This window comes from Enterococcus sp. DIV0756 (genome assembly GCF_051710745.1).
Lineage (GTDB): Bacteria > Bacillota > Bacilli > Lactobacillales > Enterococcaceae > Enterococcus_A.
Map to the genome: position 1 here is coordinate 1,014,597 of NZ_JBIOLF010000002.1, position 25,552 is coordinate 1,040,148.

General features: G+C 39.8%; 16 protein-coding genes. 14 read left to right on the forward strand and 2 right to left on the reverse strand.

Annotated features, from left to right (window positions below; translation table 11 throughout):
* Window positions 1-122 precede the first annotated feature (122 nt).
* The 3 genes from IGI44_RS21265 to IGI44_RS21275 all read left to right on the forward strand — a co-directional run bounded on the left by IGI44_RS21265 (window position 123) and on the right by IGI44_RS21275 (window position 6,118).
* Window positions 123-3,014 (forward strand): InlB B-repeat-containing protein, encoded by a 2,892-nt coding sequence (locus IGI44_RS21265; RefSeq protein ID WP_438789911.1) that lies wholly within the window; start codon window positions 123-125, stop codon window positions 3,012-3,014.
* A 227-nt stretch (window positions 3,015-3,241) separates the two neighbouring features.
* Window positions 3,242-4,453: an MFS transporter gene (locus IGI44_RS21270; protein ID WP_438789912.1), complete on the forward strand. Its 1,212-nt coding sequence runs from the start codon at window positions 3,242-3,244 to the stop codon at window positions 4,451-4,453.
* 366 nt (window positions 4,454-4,819) lie between these two features.
* Entirely contained in the window at window positions 4,820-6,118 is a 1,299-nt protein-coding gene (locus tag IGI44_RS21275) for an MFS transporter (protein ID WP_438789913.1), read from the forward strand.
* A 238-nt stretch (window positions 6,119-6,356) separates the two neighbouring features.
* On the opposite strand, the gene IGI44_RS21280 is transcribed toward IGI44_RS21275, so the two are convergent.
* A complete protein-coding gene (locus IGI44_RS21280; protein ID WP_438789914.1) occupies window positions 6,357-6,563 on the reverse strand; it encodes a hypothetical protein in 207 nt (68 codons plus the stop codon).
* 555 nt (window positions 6,564-7,118) lie between these two features.
* On the opposite strand from IGI44_RS21280, the gene IGI44_RS21285 reads away from it, so the two are divergent.
* From IGI44_RS21285 to IGI44_RS21295, 3 genes are read left to right on the forward strand one after another with little or no spacing between them, the layout of a single operon-like run.
* On the forward strand, window positions 7,119-9,488 hold the full coding sequence (locus tag IGI44_RS21285) for a hypothetical protein (protein ID WP_438789915.1): 2,370 nt from the start codon (window positions 7,119-7,121) through the stop codon (window positions 9,486-9,488).
* Window positions 9,489-9,524: 36 nt separating this feature from the next.
* Window positions 9,525-10,397, forward strand: a complete 873-nt coding sequence (locus IGI44_RS21290) for a helix-turn-helix transcriptional regulator (protein ID WP_438789916.1) — start codon at window positions 9,525-9,527, stop codon at window positions 10,395-10,397.
* A 23-nt stretch (window positions 10,398-10,420) separates the two neighbouring features.
* The gene (locus tag IGI44_RS21295; RefSeq protein WP_438789917.1) at window positions 10,421-11,824 is read left to right on the forward strand and encodes a glycoside-pentoside-hexuronide (GPH):cation symporter; all 1,404 of its coding nucleotides are present in this window, start codon (window positions 10,421-10,423) and stop codon (window positions 11,822-11,824) included.
* Between the two features lie 409 nt (window positions 11,825-12,233).
* Here IGI44_RS21295 and IGI44_RS21300 read toward each other — a convergent pair whose 3' ends face one another.
* The gene (locus IGI44_RS21300) at window positions 12,234-12,527 is read right to left on the reverse strand and encodes a helix-turn-helix domain-containing protein (protein WP_438790307.1); all 294 of its coding nucleotides are present in this window, start codon (window positions 12,525-12,527) and stop codon (window positions 12,234-12,236) included.
* A 149-nt stretch (window positions 12,528-12,676) separates the two neighbouring features.
* Here IGI44_RS21300 and IGI44_RS21305 point away from each other — a divergent pair, with 149 nt between their 5' ends.
* The 8 genes from IGI44_RS21305 (at window position 12,677) to IGI44_RS21340 (ending at window position 25,522) form a co-directional block, all read left to right on the forward strand.
* A complete protein-coding gene (locus IGI44_RS21305; protein ID WP_438789918.1) occupies window positions 12,677-15,229 on the forward strand; it encodes a cation-translocating P-type ATPase in 2,553 nt (850 codons plus the stop codon).
* A gap of 466 nt (window positions 15,230-15,695) precedes the next feature.
* Window positions 15,696-16,475 carry a glutamate 5-kinase gene (gene proB / locus IGI44_RS21310; RefSeq protein ID WP_438789919.1) on the forward strand — a complete coding sequence of 260 codons (780 nt, stop codon included), beginning with the start codon at window positions 15,696-15,698 and terminating at the stop codon, window positions 16,473-16,475.
* Window positions 16,476-16,490: 15 nt separating this feature from the next.
* Window positions 16,491-19,730 (forward strand): M14 family metallopeptidase, encoded by a 3,240-nt coding sequence (locus IGI44_RS21315; RefSeq protein WP_438789920.1) that lies wholly within the window; start codon window positions 16,491-16,493, stop codon window positions 19,728-19,730.
* A 126-nt stretch (window positions 19,731-19,856) separates the two neighbouring features.
* Complete coding sequence (locus tag IGI44_RS21320) at window positions 19,857-20,537, forward strand: 5-oxoproline transporter, DUF969 family subunit (RefSeq protein ID WP_438789921.1); 681 nt, start codon at window positions 19,857-19,859, stop codon at window positions 20,535-20,537.
* A gap of 12 nt (window positions 20,538-20,549) precedes the next feature.
* Window positions 20,550-21,494 (forward strand): DUF979 domain-containing protein, encoded by a 945-nt coding sequence (locus IGI44_RS21325; RefSeq protein WP_438789922.1) that lies wholly within the window; start codon window positions 20,550-20,552, stop codon window positions 21,492-21,494.
* Window positions 21,495-21,516: 22 nt separating this feature from the next.
* Window positions 21,517-22,161, forward strand: coding sequence for a pyroglutamyl-peptidase I (gene pcp, locus IGI44_RS21330; RefSeq protein ID WP_438789923.1), 645 nt, complete (start codon window positions 21,517-21,519; stop codon window positions 22,159-22,161).
* A 1,028-nt stretch (window positions 22,162-23,189) separates the two neighbouring features.
* Window positions 23,190-25,241, forward strand: a complete 2,052-nt coding sequence (locus tag IGI44_RS21335; RefSeq protein WP_438789924.1) for a BglG family transcription antiterminator — start codon at window positions 23,190-23,192, stop codon at window positions 25,239-25,241.
* Window positions 25,241-25,522 (forward strand): PTS sugar transporter subunit IIB, encoded by a 282-nt coding sequence (locus IGI44_RS21340; RefSeq protein ID WP_438789925.1) that lies wholly within the window; start codon window positions 25,241-25,243, stop codon window positions 25,520-25,522. Before IGI44_RS21335 ends, IGI44_RS21340 begins: the two co-directional genes overlap by 1 nt.
* Window positions 25,523-25,552: the final 30 nt, after the last annotated feature.

Genomic DNA, 25,552 nt, shown 5'->3' on the forward strand with positions numbered 1-25,552 from the left:
TCTTTTTGATTGATCAAAATTAATTTGTTCTTATTACTTTAACCTGTTACACTTTTATTAAGTAAGAAAGACTAAATTCGCTATTATTTGTTGTTGGTAGGTTTGTTTAAGGAGGTTAGAAAATGAAAGAATTCGCTAAAAGGCCTTCTTTGGGCAAAGGAAGAAGGAAACGAAAAGTATTCGCTCTTATCGGTTCAATTGGGATAATGGCCGGAAACTACGTCTTCATTCCGAGTCAAGTCCTCGCGGTTGAGTCATCTAATGAAATCGCGCAATCCCAAGCACAAGAAGCGCTATCTACACTTGCCACGAATGCCTCTGAAGTCCCGATAGCAACATCTCCCACCATTTCTGATACAAAAGAAAGCCAAGAGCTCGTCGTTGAAACTGCAACTAGCCAAATGAAAGACACCGCATTGACTCAACCGACAACAGTATCCCCTCTGTCAAAGAAAAGTTCTCCTCCTCCTTCTGCACAAGCGAATCTCCAAAAAAAAGAGGAGAAGGCGGCTGTACAAAATACTCTCGACTGGACGTATGGAATCGCTAATGGTCGCGCAGTGATCTCATCCTATTCTGGGAACCCAAAGAATATTATAGTCCCTGCAGAAATAGAAGGTCTTCCTGTTCAGATTGATTTGAATACTGTACTTGGAATATACCTAAAAAACACTACGGAAACATTCACAATCGAGAGCGCGCAAGATCCTGTCAAATCGGTAAAACTGACAGGGACGCTTAATCAACTGTTTTATAATGAAAACGGAGCGCCGATTCGGTCGATTGCATTTGGTAATGCGGATATTTCAAAACTTATTGATATCAGGAGTGCCTTTGAAAATTGTAAAAATTTAGAGAGTCTCGATGTTGCCCAGTGGGATACATCAACGTTTGATAACTTCTCCAGAATTTTCGCCGGTTGTTCCAAACTTTCAACCGTTAACATTTCAAACTGGAAGACGGATTCTTTATCCTTTATGGCGTATATGTTTAGGGATTGTTCTGCTTTAAAAGAGATTGATGTAGACGAGTTTGATACCTCTAAAGTGACGAGTACTTTGGGCCTATTTGAAGGCTGTGAAAGCTTGGAAACGCTTGATTTGTCAAACTGGGATACAAGCAGTCTTGAACATATGAATAATATGTTCGATCGGTGTGCGAAGCTAACCAGTTTAGATTTATCAAGTTTTGATACGTCGAAAGTGACCTCCATGATTTTACTATTTTCAGACTGCAGCAGTTTGACAAGTCTGAATTTGTCTAGTTGGAGTACTGAAAAAAATCCGAATATGTATGAAGCATTTATTGGATGTGAACAGTTAGATACCCTTACACTAACGAAAAAATTTCAGTTTACTGGGAATCATTGCCTGCGAAATTTACCCGCACCAGCTTCAGGGACTTCTTCTCATTGGGTGAGGGATAATTATCAAGCAAGCTATGATACGACGGAAAAAATGATAAGTGCTCACGAAGAATTACAAGACGACACTATCCACACGTATACGATCAGGGAAAAACATGTGCTTTCCTTTGATACGGACGGAGGGAGTAAAATTCCTGCTTCTCAATCGATTTTTACTGGGAAGCTGGCAACGGACCCGCAGTATGATGGAAAAAAAGTTGGCTATCGATTTGCTGGGTGGCTGCTGGAGGGGCAACCGTTTGTATTTAGCAGGCATCCGATCGATCAACCGTTAACATTGAAAGCTAATTGGCAGAGCAATCGCTATTCGGTGAAGTTTGACAGCAATGGCGGAAGCGGTACGATGAATGACCAATTCTTTGTTTTTGACGAGGAGAAAAATTTATCAGCGAATGCTTTTACTAAAAAAGGCTATCGTTTTATCGGTTGGAATACAAAGCGGGATGGTCGTGGGGAAAAGATAAATGACCAACAGCTCGTGAAGAATCTATCCGTAAATGATGGGGATACCGTCACTCTTTACGCGCAATGGGAAATGGCGGACTATGTGGTAACTTTTGAAAATACTGGTGACTCGAAGATCGCTGATACATCCTATACGATTGAAAAAGGCGTTGACCGTTTCGAAACCCCTAGCAGGAAGGGCTATGATTTTTCTGGCTGGTATGAAGGAAATCAAAAAATCGAAAGCATTCCAACGGGACAGACCGGTGATCGAACCCTTACCGCTCAATGGACGCCTAAAATTTACCAAATTACCTTTGAAGACGAAGCCTTGCCATCGCAGACCTATACGATTGAATCTAGGCTAACCTTGCCACTATCGACGAAAAAAAGAACCGGTTATCATTTTGTCGGGTGGGAAGTCAAAGAAGTTCTGTCACAGGTGCTGACTCCAACTGTCATTACAGAAATCCAACCGGGCAGAACAGGGAACCTACTATTGAAGGCAAACTGGCGAGCCAACTCGTATGTGATTCACTATGATGCCAATGGTGGCACAGGAACAATGAATCAACAGGTGCTGACGTATAATCAAACAGTCAAACTAGCTAAGAATACCTTCGCAAAGGATCGAGAACAATTTGTTGGCTGGAATACCAAAAAAGATGGCAGTGGAACAGCCTATTCAAATGAACAGGAGATTCTGAATTTGACTGCTGAAAATAATGGAACGATCACGTTGTTTGCCCAATGGAAGTCGACGACAGCTGCGCTGCAAGACTTAGTCACTCAAGAAAAAACGAAAAATCGTGACAAAAATCGCTATACTACTGAAAGCTGGAGCAACTATGAAAAGGCGCTGAAGGAAGCTGAGGAGGTCTTGGCGACAACCAACGACTTGGATAAGCATCAAACGGCTTTAGTGAATTTGCAAAATGCCATCGCAAAGCTAACGATGGTAACACCACAAATAGTGAACTATACGAAGCCTCAACCGGTAAGCACCAAGCAATATCCAACTGCGAAGCGCTATCCTTTAACAGGGTTTATCAATGATCCAAGCTTACTCGTTGTAGGGATTGCCTCCGTGAGTATTGCGCTGGCAGGCTGGAACAGCCGTCGTGATAAAAAGACAAAGCATTGATAGGTTGAATACACTGAAATGTATTACTCGAAGAAGCATTCTTTGAAATGCTTTATAGGTGTAGCTTACGTGTAGATTTATAGATAGTTCTTTTGTAGCTCAATCCTTTTAATGAGGGTTGAGTTTTTTTTGTGAGCTGGGAGGAGAAAATCAACCCTCCACTAAGCCACCACCTGCTTTTTTCCTAGTATTCTACTCTGGTGACAAGAAAGTGGGGGATAGATAGTATGGAAACAAATGACATACAAAAAGAGCAGGCATGGCGTCGAAAAACGGCCTTGTTTATTATCAGTCAGGCCATTACCTTGTTCGGATCATCGATCGTTCAAATGGCTATCATTTGGCAAGTCGCATTAGAGACCTCCTCCGGCTTATGGCTGACACTGCTGACGTTAAGTTCGACAATTCCGCAGACGGTTATTTCGCTTTTTGGCGGGGTATGGGCAGATCGCTATTCGAGAAAACGGCTGATCATTGGTGCGGACTTGAGTATTGCCGCGGTGACGTTACTATTAGCGATTGTAGTGTTGTTTAGAGAAACAGCGAATATCCTGCCGCTGCTTTTAGTGGTCTCCGCACTGCGATCATTCGGATCAGGAATTCAAACGCCAGCCGTCAGTGCGGTTATTCCGCAAATCGTCCCGGAAGAACAGTTGATACGCTATAACGGGATCAATGGCAGTATGATGTCTATCGTACAATTCGCTTCACCAGCGGTGGCAGGAGCCATTTTAGCTGTAGGGTCATTTCATTGGATTCTGCTGTTAGATGTAGCAACGGCGATAATTGGTAATGGTATCCTTTGTTTCATACCCATCAGCAAACAAAAAGGCGAGGAGCAGAAGCAGTCAAATTCATTCTTCTCAGATATGAAGGCAGGCATTTCTTACGCGGTGAAAGATCAGAAGGTGAAGAATCTGCTTTTGACTTATGGTTCGTTTATCTTTTTGAGTGTGCCGTCTAGTTTTTTAACGGTACTGTTGATTGAGCGAACCTTCGGTGACAGCTATATGTATCTCACCGTTAATGAAATGACCGGTTTTGCTGGGATGGTTTTGGGAGGCATCCTCTTGGGGACTTGGGGAGGTTTTAAGGATCGAATGAAGACGCTCATATACGGGTTGCTGGGCTTCGGCTTGCTGTCACTAGGACTTGGATTTATGGATAACTTTTGGCTATTCGCCATCTGCATGTTTTTCATGAGCTTTTTTATTCCGGTCGTGCAATCATCAACTACGACGATTCTGCAGGAGCATGTGCCTGCAGAAAAGCAGGGACGAATCTTTGGGCTTCTTGGAACGATGTACAGCGGCTTTATGCCGTTAGGGACAGCTATTTTCGGTCCGCTGGCAGATACGGTGAGAATTCAGTGGTTGGTCATTATTTGCGGCCTGCTTTTAATTGGTATGAGTGGGTTACAATTTCTGCGAAAAAATTAAAGAAGAACATTTCGTTTTCAGAAGAAAAGTATCCAATTTGTCGATTTTGACAGAAAGGATACTTTTTTCTGTGCCCGAACAGAATTTTTGAGAAATTGTGTTGTTATAAAAAGTCGAGGATTCAAACAAGCCTCCAATCGAAAATGTTGAATACATACAATTTACTTGTTTCAGATTTTTGAATGGGTTATGCTTGGTGGGAACGCTTAAAAATGTGGGTGTTGTGTTATTCAATAAAAAATCAATGTGCGATTTAATTAGATTGAGAGAGGTATACCATTTTTGATTTTAGAAACACTCTAAAATTAGAAATGAAGAAATTGCTGGTTGTTACATTTTGTCTTATCCAATAGGAGTGTTTTATATATGAATAAAGAAAGTGATTCAACGACACCGCCGAAATGGCGGAGAAATTTGTATTTTTTTCTAGCGGGTCAATTTTTATCTGGAATAACCAGCATGATTGTTCAATATTCAATCGTCTGGTATTTAACAAAAGTCACCGGTTCTGCAACGGTTTTAAGTTTTTCGACACTACTGGGTATGATACCTATGGTAGTGCTAAGTCCCTTCGTCGGGCCGATTGTGGATCGTCGCAACAAAAAAATTCTTCTAATTGTTACGGATGTGATCGTCGCATTATTTGCGTTACTCCTTTCAATTACCGGTACTATTTCGCCTGAATTTCCATTATGGCTAGTATTTGTCTCCTTGTTTGTTCGTGCCGTTGCGCAAACGTTTCAGATGCCGATCATTCAGTCCATTCTTCCAACAATGGTACCAGAAGAAGAACTGACAAAGGTCAATGGGCAGCTAGGAATGGTACAATCAGCGAACTACATTATTGCACCAGCGTTAGGAGCGTTTCTTTTTTCAGTGATTCCAATGAATTGGTTGATTCTTTTTGATGTTCTTGGGGCTATTCTTGGAGTTGGTCTGCTGCTTTTTGTGACAATTCCTCAGGTTGTTTCCGAAGGGGAAAGTATTCACATTTTAGCAGATTCAAATTTTGGTTTGCAGAAGCTGATTGAAAACAAAGGTCTCTGGTATATCACGCTTATTGGTTCAGCCTTTATGCTGATCTTTATGCCTGCAGCCAGTCTCTATCCGTTAATGACGATGGAATATTTTAAGGGAACAGTTGGGCAAGCGGGGTTAATCGAAGTAATTTATGCGACTGGCATGCTGGGTGGCGGTGCAGTCATCGGATTATTTGGTAAATGGAAAAACCGGATGCGGCCGATTCTTTTCGCTTATTTAGTTATTGGAATAACCATTGGCTGGAGCGGATTGCTGCCAGGGACACAGAAAGGATTCGTCGCATTTCTAATTTTGAATGCCATTGCGGGTTTTGCAACTCCTTATTTTAATACCTTATTAATGGCGATGATTCAACAAAGCTACGAACCCAAATATTTAGGCAGGGTCATGGGTGTCATCAACTCGCTAATGAGTATCACGGGACCTGTAGGTCTGATGTTTGCCGGACCTATTGCCGATGCTATCGGAGTTGAAAAAATGTTTATGATCGCTGGAATTGGAACATTAATCTGCGGTCTAATCAATGTCTCGATTCCAAAGGCACGTAATTATGATGTGGAGCTGCAGAAAAGAATAGCTTTGAGAAATGAACAAGAGAGAGTTTTTGATGAGTCTTCTCAGTAGAGGATTTCAATAAAATGATTTTATGAATAAAAGACAACAAGGGGGAGCTTATCAGTTGATTGTTCCTCTTGTTGTATAGTTTTTTAACAATATAACTAGGAGATGAAAAGAATCCTATCTTTAGATGGCTTCGAACTTTCAAAAGATTATTAAACGTTTTTAGTTTGATCTTTTAAAAAGTTATGAAGCGTACTAATCGTATAACTTACTGAACTGTTCTTCATTTTTTATGGACATTTCAATCGGAAAATGAATCTGTTTTAGCATCGATAGAAGATTCATAGTACCAGCATTTCTGTTCAATCGTTTCCATGCCATGATCAAGCTTTTTCATCTGTTCCTCGATAACTTTCTTATGATTGAGAAACATTAGATAGCATTTTTTTAGAGAGTCATCGCCAAGCTCGGTAAATTTAGCGTAGTTTTTGATATCTTTGCCGGACATATCGCTTTCTTTAAGGCATTCTATCAGTCCAAGCATCTTTATCTTAGTAGCTTAAAAGAGTCGATAGCCTGAGCTTTTGCATTCCATTGTTGGTAGAAGACCTTCTTTATCATAATTACGGGTAGTGGTATTTATAGCTTTTGCGACTTGGGAAATTGTATAATTCATTGAATAGTTCCGTAATTTTTGATGACAAGTGCAAAAATGTATTTAATCACCTCTGAATCGTGAGACTCAAAAAGAATGTGAATCTAACCTGTGATCGAAACTTAGTAGGATAGTTGAATGAGCATTGATCAGGCTTTTCCGGAAATAGAATGCCTGTCGTTTTAGTAATAATTCAGAATAAGAATTTTCAAGTAGGTATTTTGTATTATTGTTAAGCTTAATCATCTTGTGTGATGGTTAAGCTTTTTTGAATCGAGAATAATTATTGAGATAGTTCGACATGGCTAATTTTTGTGTGAAATCTTTTAACTTTACGTTGAAATCGTAAATAGTTATCGCTTTCATAGGGTGCTATCGTAAAGGTATAAAAAGAAGAGGAGGCAAGACATGCTGGAAAATGAACAATTTCAACTGGAAGTTTCAAAAGATGGACATTTGTCACAGCTGTATCTAAAGAACGATCCGTATCGAATGAACTGGGTAATTGAAGAAAAATATTTAAATGAAGTAGGCTATAATGACAGTGACAAACTATTTGGACAATTTGATTTGATTGTTAATGGTGAAACGTTGCATAGTGTAGATGTGATACCAGATATAGAGAAAACAAAAAATACGATCTTAGTAAACTATTGCTTCAACAATGTAAGCGTAAACATTAAGTATGAATTGAAGAAATATTTGAATTGGGAGATAGAACTGATCAATAAAACTCAGGAAACATTGGAAATCGAAGAGTTTGGTGTTTGGGCCGCTTTAAGCTACGTCATGTTTCGAGATAAGAATGTTTTGCGGAATATTCATCATTCTGCTGCGATTTATCCATCAATTTCCACCAATTATACGAAAATCAATGCAGTTCGTCGGGATAATCAGGGCGGTAATCTTGGGATTTATCAAACGAAAGGGCAAACCCATTCAGTCGGAACTTATTGTGTATATGAAAACCTATTTTTCGAAAATGTTTCACCTTCACTAGATGGACTTTTGTTTCACAAACTAATTTTAGCAGGTGGTTATCCAAAGGGATTCGAGAACCGAGATTGGGTATATTCCAAAAATGGCTTGACGATGAAGGCAAATGAAACAAAGAAGTGGATATACACGTTGGCCGAAAATCAAGACCAAGAAGACTTTTACCGTATTGGGCTAGAACTTCAACACCCAAAAATTACTTATACACCACTAAATATTCTGGGAAAACCAGTCCGAATTACTGTAGAGTTGCCAGAGAAAGTTGAGATCAGTCAAGTAAGTGCACAGTGCTATTGTAAGAATGTTCTTCATGACCGTTCTTTAGTTCTACAAAGTGACGGTAAGGAAAGGCAAGTAATCACATTCAATCCTGATTTTTTAGGTGAACACAAAATTATATTCACTTTGAATGATGGGACAGAAGATTTCATCGTTTTAAATGTGATGGACGATATTGCGACAGTAATTGAGGAGCGTGCAGCCTATATCTGTGATGTGCTATACAGCGGAGAAAATGGAACGACTCCTTACTCGTTTGAACCTGTGTCGAATCAAGGGGAGTCGCTTGGAAAACTAAATCTAGTACTCAAGAAAAATTTATTAGGGAAACTTGATGCTCGGCAGGTCCGAAAGGTGGAAGAAAGTGCTGTTTATTATGTAAAAAATAAATGGTTCGTAAACGGGGATTTTACAAGACCTCAAAAGCTGTATGGTGATTTTTACCGTTGCATGGATTTTGAATACATTGGGCATCTCTTTTACTTGCTTTCAGAGTTTGAAGATGAAATTTTGCAACATCATTCTAGTGAGACTTACTTAAGCTGGGCTGCGGAGGTTTTTGACCTACGCGTAAATCCTGATTTACATGAAGATGCCCGTGGAAAAGAAGAGGCTCAGATGCTGGGTGTTTACTTCCTATATATTCAAGATCTTTTGAAAAAATTGAAGGAACATGGATTAACGAAAAAATATGAAACAATTAATAGACTTTGGAATAGAGTGACTTCTCGCGTGGACAGTGAAACATTAAGTTATAAAGCGGCAATAACAGAACATTTTTATGATAATGCTGGTTTCGGACCGACTGCAGGTGCGTTAAGCGAAGCTGGACTAAAAGAAAGCGCAGAAAAATATGGTGAGTTATTATTAGCGAATATCGGCTATTCTAATGACTTTCGAGCACAAAATGCGGATCGATGGTGGGAAGCATTGACTTACATGATTCACTCTTTGTGGGGAGGTGTGACTGCGGCAGCTGCCTTCAAAGTATATGAAAATCTCAATAAGCCAGAATATTTAGAAGCCAGTTATCGAGCAACTGCGGGAATTCTTTACTGTTATGATACTCATTCGACAACTACATCACCTTTGGAAAAAGGGATGGCAGCCTCAACTTACGCGGTTGCCGGACCGCATTTGAATCGACCAGATTTATCCAGAGACCGATTTGGTCAAGCGACTTTCTGGAAAGATGGCGGGATATTCAGCCGATTGTTTGATAATGCAGATCAGACTCCAGATTGGGATATGGGAGAGGAATTGGTTGCTTATATGGAAAACTTTGGACAAAAAACGTTCATTTTTCAAAAAGATGATCACATTCAAGTTATCAATGGTAGCTTTGAAGAATTTGAGGACGGTTATCGTATTGTTAGTTTCGCGCCGTTCAATCAAGAGTACCATTTGATTTGCGATGGAAATATTCGAACGATTAAAGACGCTGAGCAAGAGTTATTTCTAAAAAGGGAAGAACTGATAGCGCCAGAGATGATGAATCTATAGAATACGAATAAGTTTGTTAAGGAAGGAGTAAAAAGGATGCCAGAAGAAATCATTTCAATCTCGATCCCGCCATTTCCCGATTTTATTGAAGGCAATTATCGAGTTTTTCAAACGGGTCAGAATCATCCAAATCGCAAAGAGCTAGGTTATTTTGATTTGATCATAGTAAAAAAAGGTTGTCTTTTTTTAGCGGAAGATGAGCAGCGTTACGAAGTGGGCGAGAATGAAATGTTGATTCTTCTCCCTGACAAGCATCATTACTCTTGGCAACCAGTTGAGGTAGAAACCGGTTTTTATTGGCTGCATTTCTATACTACGGCGCAATGGAAACAAAGTACTCGTCCAAGTCGGTTTATCTCAGATCTGCCTATACCTGAGCTCCATTATCATCAACGGTCTTATACCCTACATTTACAGAAGCAGGCAACGATCAAAGAACCTGAAGTATTGTTTGAACTGATCCAAACAATACTTGATAGTACCGTTGCGGATTCTGGGGAACAGCATGATATTTGGCAGACAGAAGAGCTCTTTTTACGTTTTTTAAGGTTTATTGAAAATCAAGGGATTCATCGGGACCGATTGACTGTACTTGCAGAGCAGGTGCAATTATTCTTGGAAAATAATTATGAGAAAGTGGTCACGAATCGGCTGCTGGAAGAGCAATTCCATCTTCACAGTAATTACATTTCCAAAGCGATGAAAAAGACATTTGGAAAAACACCGTTAGAAATTCTAGCTGAAATTCGTTTAGAACGAGCCAAACAGTATTTGCTACGTTCAGATTTAGATATTCAGGAAATTTCGATGCTCGTGGGTTTCAATTCAGAAATTTATTTTTCCAATCGCTTTAAAAAACTAGAAGGACTCTCTCCTCAACATTATCGAAACAAATACAAGGATCACTGATACTAAATTAAGGAGAGAATATCATGGAGAACACAAGTGCTAATGAAATAACGGCAACAAAGAAAAAGAGTTTGAGCTTAAACAATCGTTTAGCCTATGCTGGAACGGATGCTGCTGGAAATTTGCTTTATTGTACGTTGACTAGTTTTATTAATTTTTTTCATACTGATGTTTTTGGGCTTTCAATTGGAACGGCAGCAACAATTGCTTTAGTGGTTCGAATCATTAATACAGCAACAGTACCATTATGGGGATTAGCGATAGATAAAACAAAATCAAAATATGGGAAAGCCCGTCCGTGGTTTGCTCGTTTGGCAATTCCTTTTGGTATCTTTATGGCATTGACTTTCTTTACTCCTAATTTAAATGGAACAGCAAAGGCAGCCTATGCTATTTTTACTTATTTAACAACGAGTATTCTATATACGGGTATTTCAACACCGATTACTGCGATACTTCCAAATTTAAGCAATGATTCATTGGAGCGTACAAAACTCAATTCTTTTCGCATGATTGGTGGAAATGTTGGATATTTTATAACAGCGACATTTACTTTAACTTTAGTCTCAGTTTTAGGTGGAGGTAACCGACAAAACGGTTTCTTCTTTACCGTAGCAATTTATGCCATTGTCTCGATTGCCATGTTTTTCTATGCTTTCAAAAATACGAAGGAAATCAATTCTGAAACGGCTGGTAAAAGTTTGCCTGTTCGTAAAAGTTTCAAAGCACTAAAAGGAAACTGGCCATGGGTAATCATCGTTTTAGGCAGTATGTGTTATTGGTTAGGAAATTCCACTAGAACCTCATCATTGATTTATTATGCTCGCTATAACTTGAATAATGAGAATTACGTCTCTGTATTAAATGGTTTGGTTTTAACACAAATGATCGGTGTAATTTGTATTCCTTTTCTGGTTAAACGTTTTTCTAAAACACAAACAATGATGGTCGGGCTACTTACTGCTGCGGTCGGTCAAATTATGTTAGGAGTGTCAGGAAACAATTTTCCACTACTCGCAGCTATGTGGGTAGTAACAAGTATTGGTACCGGGATAGCTGTATCTATGCCCTTTGCAATGCTTTCTGATACTGTTGATTACGGTGAATATAAGACGGGGATTCGAGCAAGTGGTTTTCTGACGGCAGTTGGAAGTGCGGTTGGGTTACAGGTTGGAACTGGATTCGGTGATTTCATTCCGTTAAAGTTAATGCAGCATTTCGGTTATGTTGCTAATCAAACTCAAACAAATGCAGCGCTCGGAGCAATAAAATTTGGCTTTTCTTATTTACCAGCGATTTTCTTTGTAGTAGGAGCGTTAATAATGATCAGCTATTTCAAATTCGAAAAAAATGAGTCTGTAGTTATCCAAGAATTAGAAATAAGACGAAAAAGAGGTACTACTGAGCCAAAATATGTTGAAGAGTAAAAATAGATGGTGTAACTAATCACAGACTTTTAATGAAATTAAACTTTCTTTTAAAGAATAAATCCGAACAGCTATGGGATACGTTTAGTTGTTCGGATTTTTGTTAATGAATATCTATTGAGAGGAGTTTCTATCCTGCTATTACGAAGTATTCTTAGTATCTTTGAAGGCTACAGAACTCATTCTTTATAAACAATAAAACAAGATGTGAATAGAGGGCTTCAGTATAAAAAAGGAACCAACGAAAAAAAACACTAAATAATTTCGCTAACGATTACGAAGACAAAATCCTGATCAGATACATCATAATGTGGTTGCCCCACTTTTTTGTAAGTGAACCGAATAACTAGTTCGTTGAAGTACTTGTTTCAAAATGATAATTTGTTATTTTATCAAAAGTCGATATTGTTTAGGTGTTAGTTGGAATTTTTTTAAACAGGCGATAAAAATGGCTTTCACTTTGATAATTAACAATCTCTGAAATCTTAGAGATTGTTTTTGAGGTTTCTGAGAGATATTTTTCTGCGAGTATTAATTTCTCATCGGTAATAAGCTGTGAAATAGTTTTGCTCGTTTGTTTTTTTATGTGCCGCGTAAGATACCCTTTACTATAAGAAAGTTCTTTTGTTATAAGTTCTAGAGAAACAGTTGCTGGGTCCTTTTTAATTCTGTCAAGAAGCTCTTGAGATAGTTTATCCTTGATTTATTTTTAGCAATGTGAAATGATAGGAGCAATTCAAATAAAAGACTTAGATACTGTTCGCCGGAATAGTATGTTAAAAAGTCAGCCAAACTAACCGTAGGCTTTAATGGTTAGTTTGACTGACTTTTTTTGTTTAGGAGGGTTTAGGCATGCAAAAGAAATGGACAGAAAAAAAGAACACATTACAGAAGGGACTTACCCAACAGGAGGCGGCCGAACGGCTTGAACAATACGGTGAAAATACCATCGAACAACGCCAAAGCAAGCATTTCATCGATTATTTATTCTCGTCGTTGAAGGACATTACAATTATCATTCTATTAATTGCTACGGTTCTTTCTAGTTATGTAGCATGGAAAAATCATCCTGATAATTTCTCGGAACCACTAGTTATTTTTGGTATCGTGCTGTTGAATATTTACCTATCGATTCGCCAGCAAAAGAAAGCAGAGAAATCAATGGACGAGCTGAAGAACTTCAGCATTCCTGAAACGAAGGTCTTCCGAGAGGGACAACTGAAAAGTATAAAGAGTACAGAAGTCGTGCCAGGGGATCATTTGGTGTTGGAACTAGGGGACCGTATCTCTGCGGATGCGACATTATTAACGTGTAAAAATCTATTAATTGATGAGTCCTTTTTGACTGGAGAAAGTGAACCCAGTGAAAAGGACCCGGACTATCAACCAATGCCAGCGGATTCAATTGGGGATCAGAAAAATAAAGTGTTTTCTGGTTCGCTAGTGGTCAACGGACGCGCGGAAGCGATCGTAGAAGCCACCGGATTACAAACTGAAATCGGAAAAATTTCTGACTTGTTGAGTGAGGAAGCACCCATGCAAGCACCTTTGCAAATCAGAATGCAAAAGCTAGGAAAAATTTTAGGAGTCGTAGCGATTGGCGCGGGCTTTTTAGCAGTGCTCATTGGACTCATCAGAGGCTACTCGATTGAGACTTCCATCATGACGGCTATTTCCATGGCTGTGGCGGCGATTCCTGAAGTGTTGCCTGTAGTTGTTACGATTTCTTTATCATTTGGGATTAGAAATATGGCGAAGAAAAACACCATCGTTCGAACACCGGCAGCTGTTGAAACCATCGGAAATGTCTCCGTTATTTGCTCAGATAAAACAGGAACGATTACGGAAAATAAAATGACCGTCGAAAAAATCGTCTCTGTGAATAAAGAGGATTCGCAAACGGAAGCGGATGTGCTTCTGCATTTTTATTTGGCTAGTCATTTAGCGGAGGAACAGGGAGAACATGGAAACCCGACCGAACAAGCGATCAAAAAAGCAGCTGAAGCACAGTTTGGAAAAGAGGGTTTGCGGCAGAAATTGGGCCAATATGAGCGGATTGAAGAGCTGCCCTTTGATTCTAAACGGAAAAAAATGACGGTATTGTATAAAAAAGCAGACAGCTATTTTTCTGTCACAAAAGGTGCCTTTGATCGATTAGCGCTTAATGAACCCCACGCAAACTATCAGAAGCAGCATGATGAGTTAGCCAGTCAGGCGTATCGTGTGTTAGGGGTAGCCATGAAGGAATATGCGTATTTTCCTCAACAGGTTACAAGTGAATTTTTAGAAAATGATCTGGATTTTGAAGGGTTTATCGGAATTATTGATCCTGCTCGAAAGGAAAGCTATCAAGCGGTGGAAACCGCTAAGAAGGCAGGGATTCGTCCGATCATGATTACTGGTGATCATTTGTTGACGGCGAAGCGAATCGCTGAAAATGTTGGTATTTTAGAGGATGGAACCAAAGCGATGACGGGCTTTGAATTAGGAAAATTATCCGATCAAGAGCTTTCAAACGACATTCATCAGTACCGTGTGTTTGCAAGAACGACTCCTGAGGATAAAATTCGAATCGTCAAAGCATTGCAAGCCAATGGCGAAACTGTAGCAATGACCGGTGACGGAGTAAACGATGCACCAGCCTTGAAGGCTGCTGACGTAGGAATTGCGATGGGCGGAGGCACAGAAGTTGCGAAGGAAGCTTCTGACATGGTGTTGTTAGATGATAATTTTGCGACAATCATCGACGCAGTAAAAGAAGGAAGACGTGTCTACGCCAACATCCGAAAATCCTTATATGCGATGCTAGGCTGTAATATTTCCGCGTTAACCATTGTCCTGATCTCTTTATTGCTGGGGCTTGGTGCACCGGTAACCGCAATCCAGCTTCTTCTTATTAAAGTAGTGGCAGATGGAATTCCGGGATTTAGTTTATCAGTGGAACCTGCGGAAAAAAATGTCATGTATCAACAGCCCGTTGATCGACAAGCCAGTATTTTTGACAATGGATTGTTGAAAAAAATAATTGAGATTTCGCTAGTTTTTACGGTACTGACTCTGATTACGATTTATATGGGCCATACATTTACGATTCAACAGGTACAGCCGAGTCTTGGTTTATCAAATACCATGACATTTATGGTTTTAGGATTAACGACAATTGTTCATATGTATAACTGTAGGAGTTCAGAGTCAATTTTCAAATTAGGCTTTACTGGGAATAAATTGCTGTTTTGGACCACTTGTTTAGGTGCATTAACGCTTGTGCAGCTTGTTCTTATTCCACAAACTGCCGCCATTCTGGGATTGCAGACGCTCCATTTTTATCACTGGTTGCTTATCATAGGCATTTCAGTCATACCGCTTGTATATATCGAGATAAAGAAACGAAATCAACGATTTTAGCGCAGCTTCACGCTAAGGAAAAGAATTGTCTTATTCATGTCAAAATAAGTCCCAAAGCTACAAGTTTTTCTGAAGCCACTCTTAGATTGAAAAGAGTGGCTTTTTTGGTTGAATTGAATAAGAAAATTTCATAAGTTTAGCGAATATTGACTCAATAGGTCGATGGTATTATTATTTATTGATCAACGAAATGATATTTAATTGATCTAATTTTAAATTTCGAGAAAAATAATGATTGTTATAATATAACTGTGTGTTTTTGTAAAAACTAGTCAATTTTTCAAATTTCTTAAGATAAACCTCTTCATGAAAGGATTATTAGCGTAAAAGGAGCTAAAGATAAAAAATAAAATATTTTCATACGTATATCTTTGTGATATGATTAGCGTAAAATAAAAGAATTGTAATGGTCGGTTGCTGTTTTATATAGTGTAATCGTCTGTTTTTTATAAATAAGGTGTAATTGATGAGAGAAGAAATAAAAAAAGCGGATATCATAGTTATAAAGGTGGGCACAAGCTTATTAGTGTCGCCGGAGACAGGAATAATTGAATCGGCGATCGAAAAATTAGCAGATGTATTGACCCAGTTAATGCGCTCGGGCAAGAAGATTGTTTTAGTTTCTTCAGGAGCTGTTGGCGCGGGAACTATCCAGCTAGGAAATGTTTCCAAATATGCAGCGGCAGCCGTGGGACAAGGGATTCTGACTGCTTTATACGAATCCGCGTTTAAGAAGCACAATCAAAAAATCGGACAGCTATTACTAAGTAGAGATATCTTGACCATTTCAGAAAATCGTCAGGCTTTCGAGCAAACACTTCAGGAGTTGCTGAATCGCGGAATTTTACCCATTATAAATGAAAATGACGCAGTGACGATTGATACAGGGGAGCATAAAACCAAATTTGAAGACAACGATGAACTATCCTTATTGATCGCTGAAGCGGTGGCTGCGGATTTATTGATTATGCTGACGGATGTGAACGGGTTGTATTCGGAAAATCCACTCGTGAATGAAAAAGCCCAAATGATTCAACATTTAAGTCAAATTGACCAGCGTTTATTTGACGCTTCTGATCCTCACTTAGGAGAATTGAGTCGCGGAGGTATTCGCAGTAAGCTTAAAACAGCTACCGGCGCTTTGACGGCCAATATTTCAATGGTCTTAGCAAACGGCAAAGATCCGCAGGTTTTGTTTGATATATTGGCGGGACGTGAGATTGGGACATTGTTTAAAAAACTGTAGTAGGGAGGAACGGATGTGCTAAAAGTAGAAGGTCAACACTCTTTTTTGCAGCAACGAGAGACCATTCAAGCAGCATTGATTTTAGGATTTATGTGTGAACATACAACTTTTCCGATTGCTAGTACGAAAACGGGAAGACCTGTTCCAACTGAGCAGGAGTTAATGAAGCTGCTCAAACAGCAGATGACGAAAGAAGGACCGCCAGAGGCGTATCAAGCGGCGAGTCGTTATGCTGAGAAGGTGATTGATTTTGAATGGCGCGATGTGACGGGCCTAGAGAAATTGTTTAGTACGGGGCCATATTTGCAAGATCGAAATCATGATTTTTTACCTGATGAACTAGCAGTTAAGATGATTTTACCTGAAAAATGCAGTGCGTCGCTGATGGTGGCAGCCTGCAACCTTGCATTCCGATTGGGCATGGAAACCACTGGGATAACTGATTGGCTGCTTGCTGAACACTATGAGAGCGGTCCGGCGATTTCCTTACGAGACGCGCCAAGCTGCCAACTTTTCAAGCAAGATGAACGTATTATTATAGAAGGAACTGGAGCAGAGCTAGAGGCATTCTCTACAATCCTCTGTGAACAGTTTCCAAAGCTTTCTGCTTTCGAAACGTGGACCAGCTACCTTCAACAATTAACGGATGGATTTTTAATGAAAAAGCTAGATGGTCAATTGGCGTATGCCGCCAGTCTGCCAGCTAAAGAAACGCTTGTCTACGCATCGCCGGAAATGACACAGCGACAAGAAGAAATCGCACAGGCCTTTCCTGAAACAACGTTTATTAATCACCGTTCTATGGTCGAAAGCTATGAAAAGTCCTACGATTTACCTTGGGAAGTGGATGAATTTTTGGCGTTGCTATCAACGATTTACCCTAAAATTCGTCCCGGAGATCACGTGGAAATTACAGGTGTTTTAAGCGAGAATCAACAAGTCCGAGAAAAGCTTCAGCAAAGAATCCGTGAGGAATTAAAGACTCGAAAAGCGGATGGCTCGGTGGAGCTGGTCTGCGCCCATAAGCAAGGGTATTCCTGGATCAATGACATCATCCTACCTAAACTGAAAAGTCAGAAAATTGAGAATGTTACGATAGCTTTCAAGCCTTTCCTGCCAGAAGGTGTGACGGAATGGACGGAAGAATCAGGTGCAACGCCAAGCTATCACAACGTAGACAGTCATGATCCAGAAAAATGGAATGACTTGCCGATTCGTTATCTGCAAGAGCTTTACCCCATTCAAGATAGGCTGATGAGAGACCTCAATTTGTCTTCTGACCAGGTGACGTTTGCGACCTATTCTGGGGCGGAAGAGCTGACCTACGAGTTAATAGTAGAAACAGAGACAGAGCAGAAGCGCTGGACCTATCAAGCGAGCTATTCGGAACGCCCATATTTGTCTGCTTACCCAGGTATGGGAAAAGTTCATCCGCCAACTGGCAGACTTCAAGTGAACATCAATGGAGCGTCTGTTTTAACGGAGCGAATTGCGACAGATATGGAGAACATTTGGACACTTTATCAGGAAGAGGTACTACCCAATTGTCGTTCTTGGATCGAAAAACAAGCAAAGGGCAAACCAACGAAGTTGCAGCAGCCATTTTTTGCACAACTACAACTTGAAGTAGCGGCTAGTGAACCTGATGAGCGCTTAGAAAGTCGCAATGACCTTTTATCGAGTCTAGATGCACTGCATGAGGATCTTTATTTTGCTGGAGCCGATTACTTCAAAAATTACGGAATGGAAGTCTCTGACGAGATGTTTGAAGAACCTGGATTAATCTTACCCGTCATTCAACAGAAAACGGGCAAGCCTCAATTTAAGGTAACGCTTTTTGAGCAAGCAAAGAAAGAAGCTCAAATTATCGTGGATGGGCAAAGGATTTCTCATCCGGTGAAACGTAAAGAGATGGCTTGCTTTTTACAGTCAATCAGTTATGAAGATCAGGAATTAACGGCAACCATTCATATTGATGGGGTTTCTGCAGAAGTGGTAGCGTCCTATGCTAAGCTCTTTGAACAAGGCTTAGTGGGTCAGGATTTTGATTTTAGTTTATACCATCAGCTAGTCTTTCATGTCGAGGGAAAATATTTTGCTGCAAAGGTACCTGAAAAAGCGCCTGAGACAGTCAAGAATTTGACGATTGATCAGATTGATTTATTGCCTGATCAGGTTATTGGTTATGAGGAGTATCTATCAATTATTCAACAGTTGAAGCGAGTACCGCAGCTTTCTGTATATAAGATTGCGACTTCTTATTTGGGAAGGGAAATATATGCGATTGAACTCTTACCAAAAGCTGCTGGTTCGGGTTATCTTTCAAGAACGAAACGACTGACCAATTATCCGTCAGAAATAATCAATGCACGGCATCATGCTAACGAGGTTTCCGGGACGAATGGGGCTTTCCTGCTGCTGAAGGAATTGTTGACGAAGCCCAAGTATCAGGATGTTGCCGAACATCTGAACCTAGTAATTGTTCCATTAGAAAATGTCGATGGTGCCGCCATTCATTATGAGTTACAAAAAATAACCCCCGAGTGGAAACTTCATGTGGCACGCTTTAACGGGGTGGGTAAGGAGTTTTATTACGAATACTTCAACTTGGAAACACAGCATACCGAAGCGTTAGGAATGACACGATTGTATGAGCGATTTGTCCCAGATGTCATGGTGGACAATCATGGTGTTCCTACCCATGAATGGGAGCAGCCGTTTTCTGGATACACTTCCCCATCCTATAAAGGCTTCTGGCTGCCTCGCTCGTTATTATATGGTTATTTTTGGGTGCCGACGAATGAGGACTACCGTTCCAACATCGTCTTAAATAAAAAAATTGAAGACGCCATTGCAGAGGCTATCGGGGATGTTCCAGAAATGAAAAAGTGGAACGAAGAGTGGGCAAGGCAATTTGAACTTTATGCCCATAAATGGCTGCCTAAGTTATTTCCTGCGGAGTACTATAAGGAAATGATCAATTATTGGATTAGCTTTGCGGCAGATCCCCAGCATCGATATCCTTCGATTCGTTTTCCATGGCTGACGTCAGTCGCTTATACAAGTGAGGTGGCGGATGAAACCGCGCAGGGAGAGTATTTGCAACTGTGCGCGCAGACCCATGTTGTTCATGATCTGGCGACGATTGATGTCTTGCTAGCTGCAAGATCATTCTACCAGTCATCTGCTGTGCTTTCGCCAGAGGAAATAAATATTGGCTATACTCGGCTTCGACCGATGATTGCATCATCTTAAGGCTGTTGGTTGCGAGTTCTACTTCGTATGTTTAATACGTGAGTAGAATCGTATACCAACGATAATAAGAAAAGGTATTTCGAATTTTTACATTTGTTTGAAATGAATAAGGAGGAAATGTTTTACATGGAATTAGTTAAATTAATAGGTATTTTAATTGTTATTATTGGATTTGCACTGAAATTGGATTCAATTCTGATCATTTTGATCGCAGCAATCGTTACAGCGATCACTGGTGGTTTAGGTGTTGAGGGTTTACTGACAACATTGGGAACAAGCTTTGTCTCGAATCGTTCGATGGCAATTTTCATCTTAATTATGCTGGTTACGGGAACCTTAGAGCGAAATGGCTTAAAGGAATCGGCAGCAAAATTAATTGGAAAAATCAAAAATGCTTCCGCTGGAGCAGTTATTGGAGCGTACGGTGTCATGCGTTCGATCTTTGCGGCGTTCAATATCAGCTTTGGCGGGGTAGCCGGGTTTGTTCGTCCAATTATTATGCCGATGGTGATTGGTTCGATTGAAGCAAAAGGAAAAGAACCTGAAGAAGATTATGTTGAAGAATTAAAAGGAATGTCCTCAGGCATGGAAAATATTGCCTGGTTTTTCTTCCAAGTATTATTTGTAGGAGGTCCAGGTGCGCTATTAGTTCAAGCGACATTGAAGGATCTAGGTTATGAAACGAGTCTGCTTGATTTAGCGAAGGTTGAGATTCCGGTGGCGCTATTTGCAGTCATCGTAGCGATCGTATACTACTTCTTAAAAGACCGAAAATTATACAAAAAATACTACGGTAACGATAAATAGGGAGGAACACACATGTCATTTTTTCTAAGTCAAGATGTTTTATTATCTGAAAAGCTACTTGAAATTATTTATATTATTATGGGGGCTGTTGCCGTTTATACGGGGATCAAAAATGCCCGCGATAAAGCCAATCCAACCCCGATCGGCACCGCGATTTTTTGGTGTGCACTAGGCGTGGTCATGATGTTTGGACGTTGGATTCCGCCAATGGCTAATGGTGTGCTGGTCATCATTATGACACTACCGCCAATATTCAAAAAAGTCAGCAAAGGCAAAGAAAGCGCACCAACTGAGGCTGTTACGAAGAAAATGGCCGATAAGATCGGGATGAAGATTTTTATCCCAGCATTATCAATGGGGATTTTTGCGATTATTTTTGCGGTATTCACACAATTAGGCGCCTTAGTGGGTGTTGGCGTAGGTGTATTAGTTGCGATTGTTGTCTTGATGGTTTATTCTCGTTCAAATAAACCGAAAGTATTCTTGGATGACGCGGAGCGTATGTTATCTACGGTGGGCCCATTAAGTATGCTGCCGATGCTATTAGCTAGTTTAGGTGCGATTTTTACGGCCGCTGGAGTTGGGGAAGTAATCTCTGATCTGGTAGCGAAGGTGATTCCAAAAGGAAATGTCAATCTGGGAATTATCGTCTTTGCGATCGGCATGATGCTGTTTACAATGATCATGGGAAATGCCTTTGCTGCCATTACGGTAATGACTGTCGGAATTGGAGCACCGTTTGTTCTGGCTTATGGAGCTGATCCAGTGTTAATCGGAATGGTCGCATTAACCTGCGGCTACTGTGGGACTTTGTGTACACCGATGGCTGCCAATTTCAACATCGTTCCAGTGGCGATGCTGGAGATGAAGGATCGTTTTGGCGTAATCAAAAATCAAGCGGTCTTAGCAGTAATCTTTTTGGTTTTCCAAATCTGCTATATGATTTTATTTAAATAGAAGAAAAGGAATGGTGAAGTAAATGAAAGTTTTAATTACCGGTTTTGATCCCTTTGGCGGCGCAGCAATTAACCCTGCGTTTGAAGCAGTAAAATTATTACCAACTACAATTGCAGGAGCTGAAATCCATACGCTGGAAATTCCAACGGTCTTTAAAAAAGATGGTGAAGTTCTGGAAAAAGCGATTGAGGAACAAAATCCCGATATCGTCATTTGTGTCGGACAAGCGGGCGGACGCTCAGATATCTCGATTGAAAAAGTAGCAATCAATTTAATGGAGGCTCGCATTCCAGATAACGAAGAACAGCAGCCATTGAATCAAGTAATTCATGAAGATGGTGAAACTGCCTACTTTGCGACCTTACCTGTAAAAGCAATGGTCAGCAAAGTTAAAGAAGCAGGAATTCCATCAAGCGTCTCTTATACCGCTGGAACATTTGTCTGCAATGATATTATGTATCGCCTGCTTTACTTAGCAGACAAAAAGGCAAAGAACATCAAGGGCGGCTTCATCCATGTCCCTTATTTGCCAGAACAAGTAGTTGATTTACCAGCTGGTACGCCAAGCCTATCAGCTGAAACCATTGCTAAAGGCTTAGAAGCAGCAGTTACTGCGGCGATCGTCAATGATGAAGATCAAAACGTGGCGATGGGAACCATTATGTAGTTAAAAAAAATTGGGAGATCGAGCATTCATTCTTAGATGCTCGATCTTTTTGTTGTGACAAAAAATCATGAGTTTGATCAGTCAACCGCTTCTTTTTTTACATGTGTCTTTGTCAAATTATTCTAGGATCTAAAAATGTACTACTGATTAAAAAATCAGCTTTTGTTAGCTTCAACTCCTCCATAATCAATTCTTCTAGTTCATTAGCAGAAAGAGTCGTATTTACTCTGTAGAGTTTTGAACCATAATTGATCCATTCGCCAGCGTAAAGCAAGCTTCCAACGCCGCGAATATCAGGCTTTTCATGATGAAATAAAACCATCAGATCCAGAATAAGGGTTCCGTCGCTTGTAAACGAAAGACGTTGCTCACTTCGTTCAAGGGTACGTCCAATTTTCTCATATAATTCAAGTGGCTCCCGCCCCCATATATCGACTTTGTGTTCACTATTTTTCTTCTTTTTTCTATAAAAAATAAGATCGCTCCCCTTTAAGGAAAATAAATTATTAAATCATCGAATTTTCAGCGGTTGTTAGATCTAATTATACGTAGATGGCGTATCTGCAGAGGAGCTTCATTAAGATTGTGACAATTTACGACAAAAGAAACAGGAAATGCCTGATTTCTGCTAATAGAAGTCTTGGAAATTTTCTAAGCGGTCGATGAATGCTTTGTAATCACCGTTGGGAAATAAGGAGTATTGATATAATGATATCAGAGAAGAGAAAAATGAATAGATCAATATTTTTAGGTGAGTAGGTCATTGCTTAACAATAGAATAAATAACAGATTTTTATTTTTCTATTTGAATGTAGGACGTTTTTTTAAATTTTTAATTATTCATGATAATTAAGTAGTTAAAATAGTCAAAAAGCTTTGTTACTGCGGAGGGTAAGTTGAATTATGTGTTCTTTTTTCAATAGCTAAAAACATCGGCACACTGTTTTAGAAAAAACGAAAATAGGTTGTGCCGAAGAATCATAGCGCTTTCTTTGGTCTGGATATATAGTATAGGTGGGGGTAGGAACATGATAGATTATCGGCTAAGTTATATTATTGGAGCTTCAAAAGAAAATATTTTGCTTGATCAAGCAGCAGAAATGACAAAAATGGAAGAAGCAGAACTGCTTCTAGCGATCGATAAGTTGAATGAAGTAGCGTCAAATTTATATGGTTCAGAGATTTTAATAACAAATGATGAAATTGAAATTCCTAAGGGCATTGCGCGAAACTGGATCGATCTCTTTTTCAATCAAAAACGAGAAGAAGCTGTTTTTCTTGAAGAAGAGCGGCAGGCAATGATTTTCCTACTCGCCTTCGCACAGTTTGAAGAATTATCGGTTTATTACTTCCAGGACTTTCTCTTTGTCAGTAAAAATACGATTTTAAAAGATTTGAAGAAACTGCGAGCAGTACTAGCTGAGCGTGGTGTGGCACTTGAATATTCTAGAAAAATCGGTTTCTTTCTAAACGGCAGTGAGAAAGCTATCCGTGGAGCTGCCTTTCATTTGTTAGGTATTTTAGCCGCTAGTCCTAATGGCAATCGCTTGTTGTATGAAGGTCTATCATTAAAATCCCCAAACCTTTATGCAGAGGTTCGCTCAAACTTTTCAATGACGATTGAAGAATTTGACCTGGTTTTTGTTCCTAGCCGTTTTGAAGAAATGGTGTATTTTATTTCCTATTTGATTTGTCGAACAGAAAATCATGAGATGAGCTTCCAAAAGGAGGATCAGGAACTATTAGAACCATTGATCGCACATAAAGCGAGCAATCGCTTTTTAGAACATTTCCCTAAAATTAAAAACACTACGATGGAATCTTACTACTTCACAGTCATTTTTATGACCGTTCTTCAAGGAGAGATTCAGGATACGTCGTTAGAATTTTTATTGGAATGCTCAAGTGAGGTCATCCATGAGATTGAGCGACTGTCAGCGATTGAATTCAAAAATTATCGCAAGTTGTTGTTAGATCTTTTTTACCATTTAGTTCCAGCGTATTTTCGGATTAAGTTTGAGTTTAAGCTGAGTAATGTACTAATTGATGAAATTAAGATGCAATATCATGAAATTTTTGAGTTGACAAAGCTTGCCTTGTTTCCATTAAGGAAACTTGTTGAAAAAGAGATTCCTGAGGAGGAAATCGGTTATTTCACGATTCTCTTTGGCGGAGAAATCAGCAATCAGCGGCAGAAGAAGCGGAATGCTCAGCTCAAGGCACTGATTCTTTGCCCTAGCGGTATCAGCTCCTCCTTGATTATGAAGTCTGAGCTGCAGGAGCTGTTTCCGCAGATCGATTTCTCTGAAACAAGTTCTTTTGAACAATTCAATAAACAAGTTCTGGATAGTGAGTTTGATCTTATTTTCTCCAGTGTTTCTGTAAAAACCGAGAAGAAGCTTTATGTGATCAACCCGATCATGACCCAGTTAGAAAAAAATGCATTAATGAGAAGAGTTCAAGAAGATTTTCTCTTTCCGAAGGTATTGATTCCATCGGTGAATGAAATCCTAGATATTCTAATCCCTCATATTGAACTAAAGAAAGGCATCACCAAAGAAAAGCTCTATAAGATTGTGCAGAAAAAAATGAACAAGGAAATGAAAAGAAGGGAAGATGATCGACCGATGTTATCAGAATTATTAACAGCTGACATGATTCAATTGACAGACCGCAAGATGGGCTGGGAAGAGGCGATTGATGTAGCTGCCGAACCTTTAAAAAAGAAAGAAAAAATCGATCAAACGTATATTGAAGCGATGATCAACAAGGTAAAGGATTACGGACCGTTTATCCATATCGGCAAAGGGGTGGCCCTGCCTCATGCTCGTCCGGAAGATGGGGTAAAGGAATTGGGCATGTCACTGTTAAAAGTGGATCCCCCCGTTTTACTTTCAGATGATGAAAATCATCCGATTCAAATCTTTATTTGTTTGGCTGCTATCGACAATGAGATGCATTTGAAGGCCTTAGCGAGCTTAACAAGGATTTTATCGAATAAAGAAAAATTAGAGACCTTATTAAAGGCTTCATCGAAAGAAGAAATTTTAGCAATTATGACTGAAGGAGAAGATGAATAATGAAATTTGCAGCAGTATGTGGCTCGGGATTGGGCTCAAGCTTTATGGTAGAGATGAACATTCAATCAGTATTGAAAGACTTAGGTGTCGAGGACGTAGAGGTATCTCATTATGACATGGGCAGTGCGGCACCAGAATTAGCGGACGCCTTTTTTGTTGGCGGGGATTTAGCAGACAGTGCGCAGCATTTAGGAAATGTCATTGTTTTGAATAGCATTATTGACATGGATGAATTGAAGGAAAAGGTTCAAGCGGAATGTGTGAAGCAAGGGCTGTTATAGACTGCATTGCCTGTAAGGGAAGAAATAGGA